At 64.7% G+C, this 19,602-nt stretch carries 18 protein-coding genes and 2 riboswitches; of the genes, 5 read left to right on the top strand and 13 right to left on the bottom strand.

Annotated features, from left to right (window positions below; genetic code table 11):
- Positions 1 to 20: 20 nt before the first annotated feature.
- Together ABFX19_RS14440 and fdhD are read right to left on the bottom strand one after the other, a co-directional pair.
- Positions 21 to 1,094 (bottom strand): LLM class flavin-dependent oxidoreductase, encoded by a 1,074-nt coding sequence (locus ABFX19_RS14440; protein ID WP_346028707.1) that lies wholly within the window; start codon positions 1,092 to 1,094, stop codon positions 21 to 23.
- Positions 1,095 to 1,123: 29 nt separating this feature from the next.
- Positions 1,124 to 1,966: a formate dehydrogenase accessory sulfurtransferase FdhD gene (gene fdhD, locus ABFX19_RS14445; protein ID WP_346028708.1), complete on the bottom strand. Its 843-nt coding sequence runs from the start codon at positions 1,964 to 1,966 to the stop codon at positions 1,124 to 1,126.
- A gap of 153 nt (positions 1,967 to 2,119) precedes the next feature.
- Here fdhD and ABFX19_RS14450 point away from each other — a divergent pair, with 153 nt between their 5' ends.
- Positions 2,120 to 4,483 (top strand): FdhF/YdeP family oxidoreductase, encoded by a 2,364-nt coding sequence (locus ABFX19_RS14450; protein WP_277358942.1) that lies wholly within the window; start codon positions 2,120 to 2,122, stop codon positions 4,481 to 4,483.
- A gap of 41 nt (positions 4,484 to 4,524) precedes the next feature.
- Here ABFX19_RS14450 and ABFX19_RS14455 read toward each other — a convergent pair whose 3' ends face one another.
- The 8 genes from ABFX19_RS14455 to ABFX19_RS14490 form a co-directional block, all read right to left on the bottom strand.
- Positions 4,525 to 5,778 (bottom strand): molybdopterin molybdotransferase MoeA, encoded by a 1,254-nt coding sequence (locus tag ABFX19_RS14455; RefSeq protein WP_277358941.1) that lies wholly within the window; start codon positions 5,776 to 5,778, stop codon positions 4,525 to 4,527.
- Positions 5,775 to 6,059 (bottom strand): DUF6457 domain-containing protein, encoded by a 285-nt coding sequence (locus ABFX19_RS14460; protein ID WP_346028709.1) that lies wholly within the window; start codon positions 6,057 to 6,059, stop codon positions 5,775 to 5,777. Before ABFX19_RS14460 ends, ABFX19_RS14455 begins: the two co-directional genes overlap by 4 nt.
- Positions 6,060 to 6,072: 13 nt before the next feature.
- Entirely contained in the window at positions 6,073 to 6,714 is a 642-nt protein-coding gene (gene mobA, locus ABFX19_RS14465; RefSeq protein WP_346028710.1) for a molybdenum cofactor guanylyltransferase, read from the bottom strand.
- Entirely contained in the window at positions 6,711 to 7,211 is a 501-nt protein-coding gene (locus tag ABFX19_RS14470) for an HNH endonuclease (RefSeq protein ID WP_346028711.1), read from the bottom strand. Before ABFX19_RS14470 ends, mobA begins: the two co-directional genes overlap by 4 nt.
- A gap of 185 nt (positions 7,212 to 7,396) precedes the next feature.
- Positions 7,397 to 8,245, bottom strand: coding sequence for an NlpC/P60 family protein (locus tag ABFX19_RS14475; protein ID WP_346028712.1), 849 nt, complete (start codon positions 8,243 to 8,245; stop codon positions 7,397 to 7,399).
- A 23-nt stretch (positions 8,246 to 8,268) separates the two neighbouring features.
- A complete protein-coding gene (locus ABFX19_RS14480) occupies positions 8,269 to 8,997 on the bottom strand; it encodes an NlpC/P60 family protein (protein WP_346028713.1) in 729 nt (242 codons plus the stop codon).
- Between the two features lie 83 nt (positions 8,998 to 9,080).
- A riboswitch (cyclic di-AMP (ydaO/yuaA leader) is annotated at positions 9,081 to 9,240 on the bottom strand.
- Between the two features lie 156 nt (positions 9,241 to 9,396).
- Positions 9,397 to 10,275: a M23 family metallopeptidase gene (locus ABFX19_RS14485; protein WP_277358935.1), complete on the bottom strand. Its 879-nt coding sequence runs from the start codon at positions 10,273 to 10,275 to the stop codon at positions 9,397 to 9,399.
- Positions 10,276 to 10,372: 97 nt separating this feature from the next.
- Positions 10,373 to 10,566, bottom strand: a riboswitch (cyclic di-AMP (ydaO/yuaA leader).
- Positions 10,567 to 10,683: 117 nt separating this feature from the next.
- Complete coding sequence (locus ABFX19_RS14490) at positions 10,684 to 11,388, bottom strand: iron-dependent transcriptional repressor DtxR (protein WP_346028714.1); 705 nt, start codon at positions 11,386 to 11,388, stop codon at positions 10,684 to 10,686.
- 240 nt (positions 11,389 to 11,628) lie between these two features.
- On the opposite strand from ABFX19_RS14490, the gene serC reads away from it, so the two are divergent.
- On the top strand, positions 11,629 to 12,756 hold the full coding sequence (gene serC / locus ABFX19_RS14495; RefSeq protein WP_346028715.1) for a phosphoserine transaminase: 1,128 nt from the start codon (positions 11,629 to 11,631) through the stop codon (positions 12,754 to 12,756).
- Here serC and ABFX19_RS14500 read toward each other — a convergent pair.
- Genes ABFX19_RS14500 through ABFX19_RS14510 form a run of 3 tightly spaced genes read right to left on the bottom strand, consistent with a single transcriptional unit; the run spans position 12,753 to position 15,019 of the window.
- The gene (locus tag ABFX19_RS14500; protein WP_346028716.1) at positions 12,753 to 14,039 is read right to left on the bottom strand and encodes an MFS transporter; all 1,287 of its coding nucleotides are present in this window, start codon (positions 14,037 to 14,039) and stop codon (positions 12,753 to 12,755) included. The genes serC and ABFX19_RS14500 overlap by 4 nt on opposite strands.
- Before the next feature lie 33 nt (positions 14,040 to 14,072).
- Positions 14,073 to 14,630: a DUF3027 domain-containing protein gene (locus ABFX19_RS14505; RefSeq protein ID WP_346028717.1), complete on the bottom strand. Its 558-nt coding sequence runs from the start codon at positions 14,628 to 14,630 to the stop codon at positions 14,073 to 14,075.
- A gap of 5 nt (positions 14,631 to 14,635) precedes the next feature.
- The gene (locus ABFX19_RS14510; protein WP_277358930.1) at positions 14,636 to 15,019 is read right to left on the bottom strand and encodes a cold-shock protein; all 384 of its coding nucleotides are present in this window, start codon (positions 15,017 to 15,019) and stop codon (positions 14,636 to 14,638) included.
- Positions 15,020 to 15,200: 181 nt separating this feature from the next.
- Here ABFX19_RS14510 and ABFX19_RS14515 point away from each other — a divergent pair, with 181 nt between their 5' ends.
- The 3 genes from ABFX19_RS14515 to ABFX19_RS14525 all read left to right on the top strand — a co-directional run bounded on the left by ABFX19_RS14515 (position 15,201) and on the right by ABFX19_RS14525 (position 19,587).
- Positions 15,201 to 15,464: a hypothetical protein gene (locus tag ABFX19_RS14515; RefSeq protein WP_277358929.1), complete on the top strand. Its 264-nt coding sequence runs from the start codon at positions 15,201 to 15,203 to the stop codon at positions 15,462 to 15,464.
- 102 nt (positions 15,465 to 15,566) lie between these two features.
- Positions 15,567 to 17,951 carry a helicase-associated domain-containing protein gene (locus tag ABFX19_RS14520; RefSeq protein WP_346028718.1) on the top strand — a complete coding sequence of 795 codons (2,385 nt, stop codon included), beginning with the start codon at positions 15,567 to 15,569 and terminating at the stop codon, positions 17,949 to 17,951.
- Positions 17,944 to 19,587: a DNA repair helicase XPB gene (locus tag ABFX19_RS14525; RefSeq protein WP_277359118.1), complete on the top strand. Its 1,644-nt coding sequence runs from the start codon at positions 17,944 to 17,946 to the stop codon at positions 19,585 to 19,587. Before ABFX19_RS14520 ends, ABFX19_RS14525 begins: the two co-directional genes overlap by 8 nt.
- Positions 19,588 to 19,602: the final 15 nt, after the last annotated feature.

Raw genomic sequence — 19,602 nt, forward strand, 5'->3', positions numbered from 1 at the left:
CCAGCTAGTGAACTTCAAGCTTAGGACCCGCCGCGGACACTTTCGGTCCGGGAAACGGCGTCCTCGAGTTGGTGGACGCCGAGGGCCTCATTGACGAGGGGCAGCACCTGTGTACCCAACAGTTCGATGGACTCAAGAACCTGTGCCTGGGGCACAGATGAGAAGTCGAGCTGGAGGATGTGCCGGTCATGGCCCATGGCGGCGTGCGTGAGAACAATCTTCTCCGCCACTTCTTCAGGGGTACCGACATAGAGCGCCCCCGTACGCGCCGCCTGCATGTTGTAAGTGACTCCGCTGGGTTTGGGAAAGCCGCGTTCCGCGGAAATACGGGTCATGCTGTCGAGCCAGTGCGGACGGAAGGCCTCCCTGGCTCCGTCACGGAGGATCAACCCGACGCCGCTGACGCCGACCCGCGGCACGGCTGTCCCCCTCGCGTTGAACTGTTCCCGGTAGAGCGCGGCGTGCTGCGCGAAATTGTCGACGGCACCACCCAGCAGCGCGTAAATGACCGATGTGCCCAGCCGTGCAGCACGCACCGACGACGACGGCGTCCCACCGGTTGCGATCCAAATGTCCAACTGCTCCCGGACCGGTCTCGGCAGGATCAGCGCATCCTGAAGCGGCGGCCGAAAACGGCCGGACCAGGTCAACCGTTCCTCGGCGTTGAGGCGCAGCAGAAGCTCGATCTTTTCCTCATAGAGTGCGTCGTAGTCCTCGAGGGCAGCACCGAACAGCGGGTAGGACTCGATGAAGGAGCCGCGGCCGGCGGTCAGTTCCGCCCGTCCGCCCGAGAGGAGGTCGAGGGTGGCGAACTGTTGGAAGACGCGCACCGGATCCTCGGTGCTGAGTACGGTGACCGCTGATCCCACGTGGATCTGCCGGGTCTGTGCGGCGGCGGCGGCCAGAACCGGCACCACGGAGGACACCGCGTAATCGGGCCGGTGATGTTCTCCGATACCGAAGTAGTGCAGGCCCACCTCATCGGCAAGCCGTGCCCGCTCCAGCAGATCGGCCATCCGTTGTTCGGGTGATACCCGTTCGCCGGTTACCGGGTTCGGGTGGATGTCGCCGAAGCTGAAGATGCCAAGTTCCATACTGGTGTGCAACTCCGGGCCCGGTGCACCTATTCCGGGTTTGAGCCTGCGACAATACGCTGCGGGTGTGTGTAGCAGTTCAGTGTCTGCCCCCGGCTGAAACCGACAAGCGTGATCCCGGATTCCTCCGCCAGGTCCGCAGCCAACGACGACGGGGCGCTCACGGCCGCGAGGATCGGTATACCGGCAAGGTGCGCCTTCTGGACCAGCTCGAACGAGGCGCGTCCAGAGACCTGCAGAATTGTTCCCCGCAGCGGCAGCAGATTCGAGCGCAGTGCCCAACCCACCACCTTGTCCACGGCGTTGTGCCTGCCCACGTCCTCACGGAGGCACAGGAGCTCGCCGTCCCGGGAGAACAGTCCCGCCGCGTGGACGCCGCCCGTACGGTCGAAAAGCTTCTGGCTGGTCCGCAGCCGGTCCGGCAGGGAGGCAAGGACCGGCAGATCCACGGTGCCGTCGTCGTCGTGCACGTCGAAGCGGCCCGACTTCCGGACCGCGTCAATGGAGGCTGTTCCACAGATGCCGCAGGAACTGGAGGTATAGACATGGCGTTCCATCGATGTATCCGGCAGCGCTACGTCCGGGCGGAGCTGGGCCTCGACCACGTTGAAGGTCTGCCGGCCCTCCTCGTCCACCCCGGCGCAGTAGCGAAGTGCGAGGATTTCACCGGGTTCGGCAACTACTCCCTCGGAGACAAGGAAACCTGCGACCAGATCGAAATCGTCGCCCGGGGTGCGCATGGTGACGCTGAAGGCCCGCCCGCCCAGCCTGATCTCCAGGGGCTCTTCACCGGCCAGACGGTCTTCCCGCCGGCTGACCGTGCCGTCCAGCCGATAGCGCGTAATCCGCCGCCTGTCCATCACCCGCGTCATCAATCTGCCTTCCGGTTGGGTCTGGATTGAGCCTAATGGACGCTTCAACCTTCAGCGACCGGCGCCGCGTGTATCCCACATTCGATGTTCCTGAGCGACAATGGGTCAGGTAGGACCACTCAGCGCTGAGAAGCGGCCTAGAAAGGATGCGCGATGACTCGCTCAAACCCTCCCGTCGAAGAAGCAGACGAGAACGATCTCGATGTCGGTACACCCAAGGAATGGGCGGCCGGATTGCCCGGCGTGTACCACTCCATGCAGCCTGCTTTCAAGCATATGGGTGTTGAACGAAGCGTGCGCACCCTGCTCCGGATGAACCAGAAGCAGGGTTTCGACTGCATGAGCTGCGCCTGGCCGGACCCGTCGGATCACCGCAGCACCTTCGAATACTGCGAGAACGGCGCCAAGGCGGTCACTTGGGAGGCCACACCGGTCACTGTGTCCTCCGAGTTCTGGGCAGAGCATTCCATCACCGAACTGCGCGGACGGTCAGAGTACTGGCTCGGCATGCAGGGCCGGCTGACGGAACCCGTCTACAAGGCGGCCGGTGAGGATCACTACCGGCCCGTGAGCTGGGACAGGGCGATCACGATCATCTCGGACAAGCTGAAGAGCCTCGCCTCCCCCGATGAAGCGGCGTTCTACACGAGCGGGCGCGCGTCCAACGAGGCAGCATTCATCTACCAGCTGTTCATCCGTGCACTGGGCACCAACAACATGCCGGACTGCTCGAACATGTGCCACGAGTCATCCGGCGTTGCCATGGGCCAGACCATCGGGATCGGCAAAGCGACCGTCGCATACAACGACTACCTGAACTGCGATCTGATGATCGTCATCGGCCAGAATCCCGGGACCAACCATCCGCGGATGTTGAGCGCCATGGAGAAGCAGAAGGAAAACGGCGGCCAGATAGTGGCAGTCAACCCGCTGCCCGAGGCCGGCCTGCGCCGGTTCAAGAATCCCCAGAAGCCCAAGGGCGTAGTGGGTCGCGGCACCGATCTTGCCGACCAGTTCCTGCAGATCCGAAGCGGCGGCGACATGGCGCTGCTTCAGGCGGTGTCCAAGCGGGTGCTCGAGGCCGAGGACAGGAACCCCGGCACGGTGCTGGATCATGAATTCATCGCTGAATACTGTGAGGGGCTGGACGAACTACGGGAACACCTGTCGGGTCTTGATGAGGAGACCGTGCTGGAGGCGACGGGGCTGCGTTCTGAAGAGATCGACGAACTGGCCGACCGCTACATCAGGTCCAAGAGGACCATCATTACCTGGGCCATGGGCGTCACGCAGCAGAAGAACGGCGTCGGCACCATCAAGGAAATGATCAACCTGCTGCTGCTGCGCGGCAACATGGGCCGGCCTGGCGCGGGCGCCTCTCCCATCCGCGGACACTCCAATGTGCAGGGCGACCGCACCATGGGCATCTGGGAGCAGATGCCGGACTCGTTCCTGGACGCGCTCGGTAAGGAATTCCGGTTTGAACCACCCCGCGAGCACGGCGTGGACTCCGTCGCGGCGGTCAGGGGAATGCGCGACGGCGACATCAAGTTCTTCCTCGCACTCGGCGGCAACTTCGTCGCAGCGATGTCGGACACCGCAGCCACCGAAGCGGCCATGCAGAACCTTGAGATGAACGCGCAGATCTCCACCAAGCTCAATCGCTCCCACACGGTTATCAGTGAGGACGCAGAAGCGCTCATCCTTCCCACGCTCGGCCGCACCGAGATCGACATCCAGGCAACCGGCCCGCAGTTCGTCTCCGTCGAGGACACTGTCAGCGCCGTGCACTCCTCTGAAGGCAGGGTAGACCCGGTGGCACCGGGGCTGCTGTCCGAGGTTGCCATCGTGAGCCGGTTGGCACAGGCCACCATCGGTGACCGCATTGACGCTGACTGGCAGGGATTCGAGGACGACTACGACCGCATCCGGGACCACATTGCACACGTGGTTCCAGGGTGTGAGAACTACAACCGGCGGATCCGCGAGAAGGACGGCTTCCTGCTGGCCAACGGGCCGCGTGATTCGCGAAAGTTCAATACCCCCAGCGGCAAGGCGATGATCACCGTCAACGAACTGGACCCGATGGAGTGCCCGCCCGGCCGCTTGATCCTCCAGACCATGCGCTCGCATGACCAGTTCAACACCACCATCTACGGCTACAACGACCGCTACCGCGGAATCAAGAAGGGCCGCCATGTGGTCTTTGTGAATCCCGAGGATCTCGCAGAACTCGGCTTCAAGGACGGCGATCTTGTGGACGTGCACGGCGAGTACCTGGACGGCAAGGACCGCGCGCTGCGCAAGTTCCGGGCGGTTGCGTACCCCACCGCACGCGGCTGTGCTGCGGCGTACTACCCGGAGGCAAACGTCCTGGTTCCGCTGGACGACACCGTGAAGGGCAGCAACACCCCGGTCTCAAAGGGCGTCATCATCCGGCTGGAGCCGGCAGCTGACGGGCCGGCGGGCGGCACCGGCGAGGAGAACGCGCGGGAGAACATGCCGGCTACCGTCTGACCTGCACCGCCCTGCCGCGTTTCAGCTGAACGAGGGAGCTGCTAGCTGAACCACGGCAGGGTGAGTGCCGGTACCTTTTCGTCCGGCTCACAACCATGTTCAGGTACAACGAGGACGCCGTCGGCATCCGCCAGACCGCGCAGCATGCCCGAACGGTGGTGGACTGTGGGCATGGCGCGTCCGTTCTCCAGGCGGTACGGCACCAGCCGAGTGCGCCCTTCCAGCGGCTTGAAGGCCTCACCTGCCAGAACTGAGCGGGACTCCGGGAAGGCGGCTCCCCGCAGACCGGCCAACAGCGGTGCTCCCACCGTGAACAGCGCCATCATCGCGGCGAGCGGGTTGCCGGGCAGGCCCACAAAGAATCGGCCGTCCGGCAGCCGTGCCAGGAGCGTAGGGTGTCCGGGGCGCATGGCGATGCCGTCGATGAGAAGCTCAGCCTCGAGCACAGCCAGCGCGCGGCGGATGTGGTCCGCATCCGAGGAACCGGTGCCGCCGGTGCTGATCAGGACGTCTCCGGAAGCCCTCGCGAGAGAGACTTCATCTGTGGCCTCGGCGCTGATGGCAGCAACGACGTCGTCCAGATCATCACGCGCGCGGGCCACCGTATCCACGTGGCCGCCCAGCATGGTGAGCAGGCCGGGCAACTGCGGGCCGAACGTATCGCGAACCTGGCCCGCCTCGGGCAACCCTGCCTCGATCACTTCATCACCGGTCAACAGCAGGGACACCCGTGGCGCACGGAGAACGGGAAGCGTGTCATACCCGCAGACTGCGGCCAGCGCGATCTGCGCGGGATTGAGCACCGCACCGGCAGCTATGGCCTGCGCTCCCTCTGCCGCTTCCTCACCTGCCGGGCGGATATGTTCGTTCTCGAGCGGCTCGTCGGGGCGGGCACGGTCATTGCGGGTGAGCATGCCATCCCGGATGGCTCCGTGCTCAGAACGAAGAATTCCGGTAGCCCCTCGGGGCACCACGCCGCCTGTAAGGATGAACGTGGCCTGACCGGGTTCCAGCGTGGCGTAGCCGGACTTCTTGTGCTCGTGTGCCCGGTGCCAGGGGCTCTCATCCTCCTGAACGGGTGTGATCAGCATCCACGGCGGCTCACCGCTGAGCGCCCAACCGTCCATCGCCGAGGACGCGTAGTGCGGGATGGGCTGCAGCGCCACGACAGGTTCAGCAAGGGTCTGGCCGAGAGCGTCCGCGAGGTTCACGGTCTGTACAGGCTTAGGAGATGCCGATTCATACGCCAGCCGCCGGGCCTCCTGCCAGCTCAACTCGTGCCCTGCACTGCTCATCGGCGGTCTTCCGACCCGGCGACGGGCGGGCACGCCGCATGGGCGGCCCGCAGCGCTGACCGCATGGCCGTTCCGCTGTCTGCCTGCCCGATCCCGACGGCCATTCCGGCTGCATAACCGGCGATGAACGTGGTGAGCGGCGCTGCGGGTCGAACAACCGAGTGCGCCGCCTGACCGGCCAGCGCCAAAACGGCATCGACATCGACCTCGATGCCCTCGAGTTCAAACGTTTCCAGAAGCTTCTCGCTCCACTGCCTGAGCAGGCGTTCCCGATCCTCCATGGTGAACCTTCCGCTATCTGCCCGCGCCTGGCTCCTCCACCCCGAACTGCCGGGCATCGGACCACGTATCAATGTCAGTGGTTGAGCCCGCGGGAACTTCGACTGGACTCCATGTCACCCTAGCAAGGAGCGCGCGCATAGACAGATTCCTTACTTCCTGCTTTTCCACTGTGGCCAGGTCAGCCCAGCGGTACAGTGCGGCAAGCGGTTGGTCCCTGCCGCCGTCGTGAGCCAGAACCGAGGCGCCCGTTTCAGCGGCGCCTAGCATGAGTGCAGGCAGTGCGTCGCTGATCCGCGGCATGTCGCACGCAAGCACAAGCACCCAGGGCGCGGGATCGGTCATCAGATGTACGACGGCGGCGCTCACCGCCGCTGCCGGCCCCCCGAAGGGCGGGTCTTCCCGTACCAGTTCCGCCCGGGGCGGCAGATCGGGCGCCGGTCCGCCAACAACGACAAGCCGCCGGGCTTCATTCAGAGCGCTGCAGGTTCGTTCCAGAAGGGAGAATCCATCGACGATCAGGGTTGACTTGGCGACCCCTCCGAGCCTTGAGGACCTGCCTCCTGTGAGCACAACGGCGTCGTACATCAACTCGCTGGCGCCACCGACACCGGCGGCAATGCTACCGGCGCCCCGGCCGTCGCGTGTATTGCTCACGCGGCGTTGTCAGCGGGCAGGAATTCGCTCCACTGCGGCAGCGGTTTTTCCAATTCCCGGATCTGCCAGAACGTCCCCCGGGGCGGCGTAGGCACAATTCGCAGGGACCAACCCAGCGAGGCCAGTGTCTTGTCACCCTTGGCGTTGTTGCAGCGTAGGCAGCAGGCCACCAGATTCTCCCAACTGTCCTCGCCCCCACGCGATCGCGGAACAACGTGATCAATGGTCGAGGCAGGCTTGCCGCAGTAGGCGCACAGGTGGTTGTCACGCCGGAGCACTCCACGGCGGGTCGCGACGGTGCCGCTACGGTAGGGGATCTTCACATACCTGTTGAGGAGGATGACTGATGGCCGCGACAGCACTTCGTTGGGGCCCACTACCGGGTCCTCCCCTTCTGCGACGACGCTGGCCTTGCCCGTAAGAACAAGCACGAGCGCCCGGCGGAAGGTCACGACCGCCAGTGGTTCGTATCCAGCATTCAGAACGAGAGTGCGCATGCACATTCCTCTTTGCCATCCATAGCCGCAGGATTGAATCCCTGAGGTCCCTGAAGCTACGGCGAAGGTACTTCGGATTGACAGTGCAAGAGTAAGCCGTTGCCGGGAGGATCCGTCAATCGCCACGCACGACAAAGCCCTCCGCCTGATAGGCAGAGGGCTTTGTCGAGGGAGGGTAAGGGAGATCAGCCGCCAACGCGGATGTAAACACCGCCGGAGCCGAGTTCTGCAGGTGCCACAACGGTCTGGTTGCCATTGAAACCACCGTGAACGGCCTGCCCTCCACCGATGTATACAGCGATGTGGGCTGCGCCCATGCCACCGTCAGCGTAGTAGATGAGGTCGCCGGGAATAGCTTCCGCGGCGCTGACCGTGCGGCCGAGGGAGAGATAGCCGGCCGGCCATCCATGGAAGTTGATGCCGGCAGCGGCAAGGGCGTTGCTGGCGAGGCGGGTGCAGTCCTGGATTACTCCGAGCTGACCCTGCGCAGCGGCAGCAATGGTGGCGGCTACACCCGAGGAGACCTGGGGAGCTGCGGGCGCGGGCTTCTCGGCGACAGCAGCCGGTGCAGCAACAGGAGCCGCTGCCTGTATGGCGACAGCGGCCTCCGCTACGACGGCGGGTGCTGCTTCTGCGACTGGAGCTGTCTCCGCCACCGGAGCGGCTTCGATGATCTGGGCCTGCGACTGCACAACAGGTACAGCCTCGACAACAGGGGCAGCCACAGTGGGCGCCGCCACTGCCTTGACGGCAGCCTTGTTGAAGGAGATTTTGGCATCCGCCGGGGCCTGAATCGGGGCCTTGGCGCCCTGAACCTCAAGCGTGGTGGTGACGGTGTTGCGCTCCGCGGGCAGCTCCACAGCGTTGGCCGCGACTCCGCTGGAAAGAACGAGGCCCGAAGCCGCCGCGATGACGGCTGCCTGGCGACCTACACCGCCGGCGTTGTCACTGACTGCGCGGGCAATGGAGGAGAGGTGGGCTGAACGCTGCACTTCGGCGCGGTGGCGCGCTATGGCACGGGTGTTAGAGGTCATGTGTGTGCTCCAGGTATCTGTTCTTAGCTAACGCGGACGAAGCTAGAGCCAGCGAGATCGGACAGGCTGTGCAGCCCGGTATTCATACCGTTCAGGCCACCGCTGATGACCTGGCCGTTACCTACGTAGATGGCAACGTGACCTGCGGAGACAACGAGGTCACCGGGTGCAGGAGTGGAAACGACTGAGCCGAAAGCGAAGAAATCGCTCGGCGCGATGTCCCCGACCGACTTGCCGATTGAGCGCAGTGCCTTCTCAACCATGGCGGTGCAATCCTGGGCAACGCCGATCTGCGAGTAGGCCGAGCCTACGAGCGCTGCGCCGATTCCGCTGGAGGTGGGCGCCTCGACGGGAGCCGGAGCCTCAGCGGCGGGAGCCTTTACCTCAACCTCTGCCTGGGGAGCTGCCGCAACCTCGACGGCGGGCTCAACGACCGGGGCCGGAGCGGCCACAGCTGCTTCATTCTGAACTACTGCTTCAGCCTGCACTGTGACGGCTGGGGCGGGCTCAACAGCCTCGACGACCGGAGCTGCTACAGCTTCAACGGCTGCTCGCTCGAAGGTGACGGTTGCGTCAGCGGCGGCGCTGACGCTGACCGGCTGAGCTGCCACGGCACTGAGGGTCTTGACTGCCTGGGCCGAGCGCTGGGCGTCAGAAGCGCCATGAGCCGGAAGGCCTGCGGTGAGGACGAGTCCGGAAGCAGCGACGATGACTGCTGCCTGGCGTCCTACGGAACCTGCGTTCGAAGACACAGCCCTGGAAATGGCTGCGAGCGAATTTGTATGAGCCGGAACCGCACGATGGCGCCCCAGCGCAGAGCTATTTGACACGTTGAATTGCCTCTCCCTACGCCTGCGAGGTGAGCTGTCGGATTCGGATGGGAGTCACCCGGCCGCGGATCGTCTCAGATCCAGCGACTTAACCCCAAGGACTTCAAGAAGAAGCCCACAATTGGTTCCCCCGCCCCTGCCATGCGATTGTTGCGAACGGAACTCGTACAGTGGCAGAGCTAGGCGATCTGCACGAGTGCGCCGAACCCCCTGCGATTCGGCACGAGTTAGACGGTACATCAGTTCTCTGGCTATGTCACATTCCGGTCACGGAACGGTGTGTTCATGATTACGACGCGGCCAACCGGCGCGGAAAATGACTCAGAGCCAGCCGAGCGGATCGACGTTTTTGCCGTCGACAAGGACCTCAAAATGCAGGTGGCATCCGGTTGAGGCGCCTGTGGAACCCACGCGTGCTATCGCGTCGCCACGCTCCACAATCTGGCCCACCGCCACGTCCATGGCCGACAGGTGGTTGTAGGTGGTTTCCAGTCCGTTGGCATGCTTGATCACCACACGGTTGCCGCCCCCGTATGCGTGCCAGCCTGCAAACGTGACGGTGCCGGCCGCAGCCGCCAAGACAGAGGTCCCGCAGGCTTCGCTCATGTCCTGTCCGGTGTGGAGTTCCCCTGCACCGGTGATTGGGCTGATCCTGGTTCCGAAAGCGGAGCTCATCACCATACGGTCCAAGGGTGCTGAGAGAGAGCCCTTGGCCTCCGCAGTCACGATGTCTCCACCGGATGCGGAAACGATCTCGGCAAGCTTCGCATCGGGATCGAAGGTGCTGTGCAGTGCCGCGCGGTCAAATGAGACATCCGCACCGGCGGCAGCCTGCACTGGCTGCAGTTCTTCCTGCTCAGCTGCAGCAGCCACGGTTTGCGCTTCAGCGGGCACCACTGCGGCGGTGGTGGGCAGCGCAACCGTGAGCACCATGCCAGAGGCAGCGGCCGCAATGGCAACCTTCTGGCTGAGTCCGGCGAAGGAAACGTCGCGGCGAGTGCTGGCTGCGCGGCGTCGTCGTTCGGTGCGTTGGGCATCACGGGGGCGTAAGGAAACTACCGGGGCTACCGTTCCGGTGCGGGCTTCACGGCGGGGCAGCGGATTATCCGGGCAGGTGGAAACCGGCGCCGGGAAAGCGTTGATTTCAGTGCACACCGGGCTGGACGGCGCTGCTGCGTTGTCCGCAGCCTGACGTGCCAAGCGCTCAGCTCGTTCCCGCCTATGCGCATCGCGTGGCCGCGCTTCAGCGACCGGGGTGCTCGCACGGCGGCGCCCCGAAGCAGTGTTCGACAAGGAGACCCTTTCTCATTTTTTGCCTGCGAAGTTAGCTGTCGGATTCGAGTATGAGAAGACTCGGTTCAGATCCCTGCGGTGTGGCAGCATCCGAACTTCACCCCAAGGCCATGGCATGCCATGACCGGTTGTGGGTCCTCCGCCCCTGTCCATCTGTGTAACACTGCGTTCGCTGACAGGGTTAGGCAGGCGAACCAGGTAACGCTGGAGTATCAGCGCCAGGAACCAACTATAGCCGTGAGCGCCGGAAAGTAATCATTTCGTAACCATGCTGTGGATATCCTTCGGGAATCCAGAGCCTTCCGGTCCGGCGCCTCAGAACTGCGGCTGAACCGCCACAAAAACATGCGAAGCAACTTCCGGCGGCAACTCCAGCGCACCCTCCACGCCGGGCACCCGAACGGACACGTAGTCTCCCACTGCCTGCAGGGTCATCTGCGCTCCGGGACGCAGACCGCCTTCGTCCAGTTGGGTCAGCAGTTCGGGATCCACCTGAATGGGTTCGGCCAGCCGGACAAGGGTCACAATCGAACCCGCATTGTAGTTTGCCATCGTGTCCGTAAGCGTGCGCACGCCCAAGGTGAACGCTTCCGACGGGGTACCGCCCAGGGCCTCAAGGCCAGGGATGGGATTGCCGTAGGGTGATTCGGTCGGCTGGCCCAGCAGCTCATACAGGCGCCGCTCAACCCGCTCGCTCATCACGTGTTCCCACCTGCACGCCTCATCGTGGACGTAGGCCCAGTCCAGGCCGATGACATCGGAGAGCAGCCGTTCCGCCAGCCGATGCTTGCGCATCACCTCGGTGGCCCGCCGGCGCCCGAGCTCGGTCAGTTCAAGGTGACGGTCGCCGGTCACCACTACGAGTCCGTCACGTTCCATCCGACCGACAGTCTGCGAGACCGTCGGGCCTGAGTGACGAAGGCGCTCGGCGATCCGGGCACGCAGCGCAACGATGTTTTCTTCCTCAAGTTCAAGGATTGTCCGCAGATACATCTCGGTGGTGTCGATGAGGTCCGTCATTTGCGGGGTTCAGCTCCTTGGCACTGGTGCGGTTTGAGCGTTGATGCAGCGGCTGCCTGCAGTGCCCAACAGATGGGCCGCCGTCGTCATCCCTACGCCCCACAAGGTTAACCCATTTACACAGCGTCACCCGCCCCGCTGATCCGGGCGCATCCGAAGCCGGTCACAATGCATCTGCGCTGAGCGTGCTGGGGCAGAATGGTCTGCGACCCCATCGCAAGCAACCTCCCTGGAGTAACCATGAGCGATCCCGCCGACATCCGCATCCCCGCCGAGCTGCTGCCGCAGGATGGCCGGTTCGGTGCGGGTCCCTCCAGAACGCGCCCCGAGCAGCTGGAAGCGCTGAACCGGGCAGGAACGGCCCTGCTTGGAACCTCACATCGGCAGGCACCGGTCAAGAATCTGGTGGGTTCGGTCCGGGCCGGTTTGATGGACTTCTTCGGCGCCCCGGAAGGCTACGAAGTGATTCTCGGTGTTGGAGGGTCCACTGCTTTTTGGGATGTCGCCTCCTTCGGTCTCGTTGAAGCGCGTGCGCAGCATCTCTCCTTTGGTGAGTTCGGATCCAAGTTCGCAGCGGCGACGTCCAAGGCACCATTCCTGGGCGAGTCAACGGTCATCACCTCTGACCCCGGCTCCCGGCCGGTGCCCGTCGCGGAGCCGGGCATCGACTTCTATGCCTGGCCGCAGAACGAAACCTCAACCGGTGTGGCGGCGCCGGTCGAGCGGGTGGCGGGCGCGGATCACGGCGCGCTCATCTGCATCGATGCAACCTCCGCTGCCGGCGGGTTGTCGGTGGACGTCTCAGAGGCTGACGTGTACTACTTTGCTCCGCAGAAGAACTTCGCGTCCGACGGCGGACTCTGGCTTGGCCTCTTTTCCCCCGCTGCACTCGAAAGGGCAGCGGCGATCAAGGCTTCGAAGCGCTGGATCCCGGACTTCCTCGACCTTAAGACGGCGATCGACAACTCACGCCTGAATCAGACCTACAACACACCGGCACTGTCCACGCTTGTGACACTCAATGCTCAGATCGAGTGGCTCAACAGCAACGGCGGGCTGGATTTCGCAGCCGCGCGAACCGCTGATTCCGCCGGCCGCATCTACAGTTGGGCTGAGTCCTCCGCCGTTGCCGCGCCCTTTGTGCAGAACCCGGACCACCGCTCCAACGTCATCGCGACGATCGACTTCGCGGAGACTGTTGACGCTGCCGCCGTAGCCAGGACCCTCCGCGCAAACGGGATTGTCGACGTCGAACCGTACCGGAAGCTGGGCCGCAACCAGTTGCGCATCGCCACCTTCGTGGCAATCGAGCCCGCCGACGTATCGGCGCTGCTGGAATGCATTGACTACGTGGTGGAGCGTTCCTAGCCGTTCCGTTCCGCAGTATTCCGCGCTGTCGCGGCAAGGGTCAGTTTGAGCCGCCGCGGCGAGGGATGGATGAGACGGACCCGCACGTGATGCGACCGCGCTACCCAGGCCAGCCCGGCCACCGCGGCCACGAAGCCCGACGCCGCAGCGACCACCAGTCCCCACCGCGGCCCGTAGGCGTTGGTCACCCAACCGACGATGGGCGCTCCGATAGGCGTCCCGCCCAGGAAGATCGCAAAGTACAGGGCCATGACCCGGCCGCGCATCTCCTGCACGGTTGTGGTCTGAACGTAGGCGTTGGCGCTGGTCATCAGCGTCAGCGCGAAGAGTCCCACTGGAACAAGGGCCAGCCCGAAAAGCCAGACGGACGGTGCCAGCGCAGCCAGCAGGCACGCGAAGCCAAAGGCACCGGCTGCTCCGAAGACGAACCTGAGCCGCGGCCGGTCCCGCCTCGCCGAAAGCAGCGCCCCCGCCACGGAACCCACCGCCATGATCGAGGACAGCGTGCCGAAGACTCCCGCGCCTGTTCCGAACTCAGTGCGTGCCATCGCCGCAATATAGACGGCGAAGTTCAAGCCGAAGGTTCCGACCACGAAAATTGCGAACATCACCATCATGAGATCCGGCCGCTGCTGCACATAGCGGAAACCTGCTCGGATCCTCCCGCGACCGGGCGCCGAGCGGTTGAGTACACGCAGTTCTTTTTGACGGATAGTGACGAGGACGAAGATCATCGCCCCGAACGTCACTGCGTTGATCAGGAAGACCCAGCCGGGCCCTACGGCAACCGTGAGTAAACCCGCAACTGCGGGACCGAACATCCGAGCGCCGTTGAAAGAGGCGCTGTTCAGGGCCACCGCGTTGGGAAGGTAATCATCGCGCACCAGTTCGGAGACGAAGGCCTGGCGCGCGGGAGCGTCAATGGCGGAGACGACGCCCAGAGCAAGCGCAAACGCGTAAACATGCCACAGCTCCGCCAGGCCGAGCACCACGAGGAGGCCCAGCCCTACGCCGAGCGCCGCCATCGCGGCCTGGGTTCCCATCAATAGCTTGCGGCGATCAACGGAGTCAGCGATCAGCCCGGCCCACGGAGCTATGAAGAGCTGCGGCCCCAACTGCAAGGCCATGACAATACCCATAGCCGCGGCGTCCTGATCGGTGAGGATGTCATAGACAAGCCAGTCCTGGGCTGTGCGCTGCATCCAGGTGCCCACGTTGGAAATCAGGGCGCCGATGAACCAGAGCCGGTAGTTGTGGATATGCAGGGATCGGAACATGCCCATCAGGCAGCCTTCCTTTCCGCGCTCCCCCACACCTCAGGCAACTGGAGATTCGCCTCCAGGGGCGGCCTCGGCGTCAGTCTCAGCAACGTCAACCTCCGGAACCCGTGCGGCGTCCTCCGAAGTTGCATCTTCCGGAGTTGCATCTTCCGGCGTTACGGCTTTCGGTGCTGCCGAGTCTTCCTCCGCTGTGTCCTCCGGGCGAACGCGTTCAGACCAGGGCACCCAGTCAGGCGCCAAAAGTGCGTTTTCGGAGGGCAGCAGCCCTACTTCACAGACCGTGGCGTCCTTGCTGCGCGGAACCCGCGCCAGGGTTGCGAACCAGTGCCAGCCCTCGTACCCGGGGACGTGTGCGGCGAAGCGATGCGTCACGAGCCGCTCGGCATCGGGGAAAGCACCGACATGCTCCCCCACCTCATGTTCCCCGGCAACCTCCAGCAGGCCATTCCGCGCGGCGTCCACCGCCGCAGCCAGCACAGCGTCAGGCCTGGACGGCTTACGGACCGGCCTGCGCTTTGCTGCAGGCGCTGCGGGGGCCGCCGTCGCGACGGGCTCCGCCTCAGCTGTTTCCATTGATGCCGGGGTTTCACTCATGCGGGCTAAACGTCCAGATCATCCGCGACCGCGCGCAGCACTGCGGCGACCTTCGCGGAGTGCGACTTGTCCGGGTACCGCCCGCGCCGCAAACCGTTGGACACATCATCCAGCAGCCGGATCAGATCCTCGGTGATCACGGCCATGTCATCAGCGTTCTTGCGCGTTGCCTTGGCAACCGAGGGCGGCACGTCAAGAATGCGTGCGGACAGCGCCTGGAGACCCTTGCGTCCGTCAGCGACTCCGAACTCGAGCCGCGTTCCGACCTTGACTTCAGTCACGCCGGCCGGAAGCGCCGAGGCATGCAGGAACACTTCCTTGCCGTCATCCGTCGCCAGGAAACCGAAACCCTTCTCGGAGTCGAACCATTTGACCTTGCCGATAGGCACGTAATTACCTCGTTCTCGAACTACTTGCGCGCAAGCCGTTGGCGCTTCACCAATGGTTACCGAGGGCAACCGGAAGGGTGTCAGTCAGCCGGGGCTGCGCAGGGAAAAAGTCTGCCTTAACAGGATACCCGGCACTGACGGGCGAAATGGGCGATCCGCGTCCTTGTACGCTAGGAGCATCATGTCGCAAAACCCTTCCTCTGTCCCTGCCGCCAACGATGACGGCGGCCGCAACACCCGGCGTGCGCGGCTGGCCCTGCTCATTGCCGCGGTCGGCTTCGCGGTCCTCGGCCTGCTGTCCCTGGTGGCGGTACTCTTCTCCGCGTGGGCCGGCGCGGAGGCTTGGCCGGGATTTGTTACCGCTGCCTATTTCTTTCTGCCGCTCGGCTTCCTGTTGATGGCTGCCAGCGTGGTTGTCAGCGTTCTTAGGCGCGGGCGCAGCTGAGTTTTCCCTATAGTCGCCGCTGGATTCCCATTTCCTACGGGCGCCCACGCCCAGACATCGGCAGTCATCTCACCGCCGCCCGGTGCGAGTAACGTTAATCCGGTGTCCGCTATCCGTGCTCTTGCCGAGGACCTTGTTTCCCGCAGCGACGCCGAACTCCGAAGGCTGATGTCCGCGCGCCCGGATGTTGTCCTGCCGCCGGTGCCGGATTTTGCAGCCCTCGCGGCCCGGGCCTCGACCCGGGTAAGCGTCCAGCGTGCCCTTGAGGGCTTGAATACTCCGCAGCTCATGGTGCTCGAGGCAGTAGTGCTCACCACCAACCTCGACGCGGCCGTCGGTGCCACAGCCACAGGCCTCAAGGCGTCCATATCCTCGATGACGGCGAAGACGCTCGAGCCCTTTCTCACTCAGCTTCACGAGGTGGCGCTCCTGCGAACCGGCCCCGCGGCCAGGGGCCGCCGCTCCTACTTCCCCCTTGAATCCCTTCACGAAGCGCTTGGTCCCTACCCTGCAGGCCTTGGACGTCCGCTGGCCTTGCTGGCCCAGCAGTACCCGGAGTACGCCGCGCGGATGGCGGCCGGACTGGAACTACTGTCCGCTTCCGGGATTCCTGGTGCAGCGGGTCCGTCCGCATCCGATCCCGCAACTACCCTCGCGGCGATCCTCGACACATCCTGGGACGCTGTGCTGGAGGCGGCTCCCAGCGCAACGGGTGACCTGCTGGAAAAACTCGCGGCCTCTCCGGTGGGCTCGGCAAAGGCAGGCGCATCAAGCACGGCGACGCCCCTTGAGTGGCTTCTTGAGCGCGGACTCCTCATCCGTCTCGACGCCAATCATGTCGAGCTTCCGCGGGAAGTGGGAATTGCGGCACGTGGTGGCATGATCATTCCCTCGCTGCCGGCCTCGCCACCGGTTCCGCAGCTCGCTGCGGTCCGCGCCGGCCTTCGGGACAACGCCGCCTTCGGGGCCATCGCTGAAACGCTCAGGCTCGTCACCGAACTCCTTACCAGCGTGCAGGCGGAGCCAATCGCGACCCTCCGCACCGGAGGTGTGGGCGTTCGGGAGATTCGACGGCTCGCCGATGCCCTGCGGGTGGACCGTGTCCAGGTGGCCTGGCTGCTTGAGCTGGCAGCACTGGGCCGCTTGATAGTGCTGGATCCGGACAGCTCACGCTGGATGGCCGCCCCTGGTGGATCCTGGCACCTCGCCGAACGCCACGAGCAGTGGCTCCGGCTGGTGCAAGCGTGGCTCGACGCTGAGCGCGCTCCTTCCCTGGCGGGCGGGCAGCTGCCCACCGGTAGTACGGTCAATGTGCTGTCTTCGGAGGCAACGCGCACTGACGCGCCGGCGGTCCGCCGTCGTCTGTTGTCAGCCGCGGACGCGCTCTCGGCCGAGACAGAGCACGATGACGGCCGCGCCCCGGTCCTTGACGCACCATCCCTCGTCGAACGCCTCACGTGGCACCAGCCCCGCCTGCGCCGGCGGTTTTCGCGGCTGGTGCCGGGCATGGTCGAGGAGCTGGGCCACCTCGGCCTGCTGGGATCCGGTGCGCTGACCGGGCTGGGCGCGGCGATCGCCCAGGACCGGTTCGACGATGCCGCGGCCACACTTCGCAACGCGCTCCCCGAGCCGCTCACGCACTTCGTGCTGCAGGCGGACCTGACCGCGGTAGCGCCGGGCTACCTTGAGCCGGGTGTGGCGCGCGAGCTGGCGCTGCTGGCATCCGCGGAGGGGCAGGGCCCGGCAACCGTATACAGGTTCTCCGCACAGTCAGTGCGCCGGGCGCTCGACGACGGGCAGGACGCCGTGGCAATCCTGACCTTCCTTGAGAAGCACTCCGCGACAAACGTCCCACAACCGCTGCGCTATCTGGTGGAAGACACCGCAGCCCGTTACGGCTCCCTGCGCGTTGGTCCCGCATCCAGCTACGTTCGAAGCGACGACGACGCCGCTCTAACGGCCCTGCTCTCTGATCCTGCCGCTGCCTCGCTCGGGCTCGCCCGGCTCGCTCCGACGGTCGTGACGGCCCGGGCCACGCCGGCTGAATTGGCCGCTTCCCTGCGTGAGCTCGGCTATTCGCCCGCCTTGGAGGGCGGCGCGGCACCGCGGGTTACCTTACGGGCGGCAGCCGGCTCCGCGCCGTCGTCGTCCGCGGTACGGACCAACCCCTGGGTACTTACGGAGACAGATCTTGAAGCGCAGATGACGGTGCTGCGGGGCAACGGCCGGCCCGGCACGGGCGGAGGAGCCGAAAGCGAGGCGATGATCGGCCTTGAAACGCTGCGGACTGCGATCCGAACAAAGCAGGCCGTCCGGATGGGCTTTGCGGACAGCGCAGGGAATTCCACCCGTCAGGTGTTTGTTCCACTGTCGGTCCATGCCGGCCGTGTACGGGTCTTCGACCCGGAGAAGGAAACCGAGCGCGTAATTTCCGTGCATCGGATCATGGATGTGGAAACTGTGGAAGGGGCTTCAACGGATGCCTAACGGGCCGCTGATCGTCCAGAGCGACAAGACCATCCTGCTGGAGGTGGATCACGAGCAGGCCACCGAAGCCCGGCATGCCATTGCCGCTTTCGCCGAACTGGAGCGCGCGCCGGAGCATGTGCACAGCTACCGCCTCACTCCCCTTGGGTTGTGGAACGCCCGCGCGGCAGGGCTCGACGCCGAACAGGTGCTGGATACGCTGCTGAAGTACTCCCGTTTCCCGGTGCCGCACGCGCTCCTCGTCGACGTCGAGGAAACAATGTCCCGCTACGGCCGGCTGCGGTTGGAAAAGGATGACCAGCACGGCCTCGTGCTGCGCACCAACGACTACCCCGTGCTCGAGGAAGTCCTGCACGCGAAGAAGATCGAGCCGCTTCTGGGCCCGCGCATTGACGGCGAGACGGTGGTGGTGCACTCGTCCCAGCGCGGGCAGCTGAAGCAGCTCCTGCTCAAACTCGGGTGGCCGGCTGAGGATCTCGCCGGCTATGTTGACGGCACCCCGCACCCCATCATGCTCAACGAAGACGGCTGGGCGCTGCGTCCCTATCAGAAGGTGGCCACGGAGAACTTCTGGGCGGGCGGGTCCGGCGTCGTTGTGCTTCCCTGCGGGGCAGGTAAAACCCTGGTGGGCGCCGCGGCCATGGCGACGAGCTCCACGACCACCCTCATCCTCGTGACGAACACCGTCTCCGCCCGGCAGTGGAAGGACGAACTGCTCAAGCGGACCTCGCTGACCGAGGAAGAGATCGGCGAGTACTCCGGATCCGTCAAGGAGGTCCGGCCGGTCACCATCGCGACCTACCAGGTGCTGACCCTGCGCCGCGGCGGGCTCTACCCGCACCTCGAACTGCTCGACGCCAATGACTGGGGCCTCATTGTGTATGACGAGGTTCATCTGCTGCCCGCACCGATCTTCCGCATGACCGCTGACCTGCAGGCCCGTCGGCGGCTCGGCCTGACCGCCACCTTGGTGCGTGAGGACGGCCGCGAAGGCGAGGTGTTCTCCCTCATTGGACCGAAGCGCTATGACGCGCCCTGGAAGGACATCGAAGCGCAGGGCTACATTGCGCCTGCGGACTGTGTTGAGGTGCGGGTCGACCTCCCGCGCGATGAGAGGGTCGCCTACGCAATGGCCGACGACGGCGACAAATACCGTCTGTGCGCAACCTCCGAGACGAAGACAACAGTCGTGGAGAAGCTGGTCGCCTCGCACAAGGGCGAACAGCTCCTCGTGATCGGGCAGTACATCGATCAACTGGATGAGCTGGGTGAGCGGCTCGATGCTCCCGTCATCAAAGGTGAGACGTCCGTCAAGGAACGCCAGCGCCTGTTCAATGCCTTTCGCTCCGGGGAGCTGCACATCCTAGTTGTTTCCAAGGTCGCTAATTTCTCGATCGACCTTCCGGAAGCGTCAGTGGCAATACAGGTGTCAGGGTCCTTCGGCTCCCGGCAGGAGGAGGCGCAGCGGCTGGGCCGGCTGCTGCGGCCGAAGGGTGACGGTAGGGCAGCGCGGTTCTATACCGTCGTCGCGCGTGACACCATCGACCAGGATTTTGCAGCAAAGCGTCAGCGGTTCCTCGCTGAACAGGGCTACGCCTACACCATCATGGATGCCGCAGACATCCCACAGACCTGACACCCGACGCGCATA

It is taken from the genome of Arthrobacter parietis, from assembly GCF_039530425.1.
GTDB lineage: Bacteria > Actinomycetota > Actinomycetes > Actinomycetales > Micrococcaceae > Arthrobacter_D > Arthrobacter_D parietis.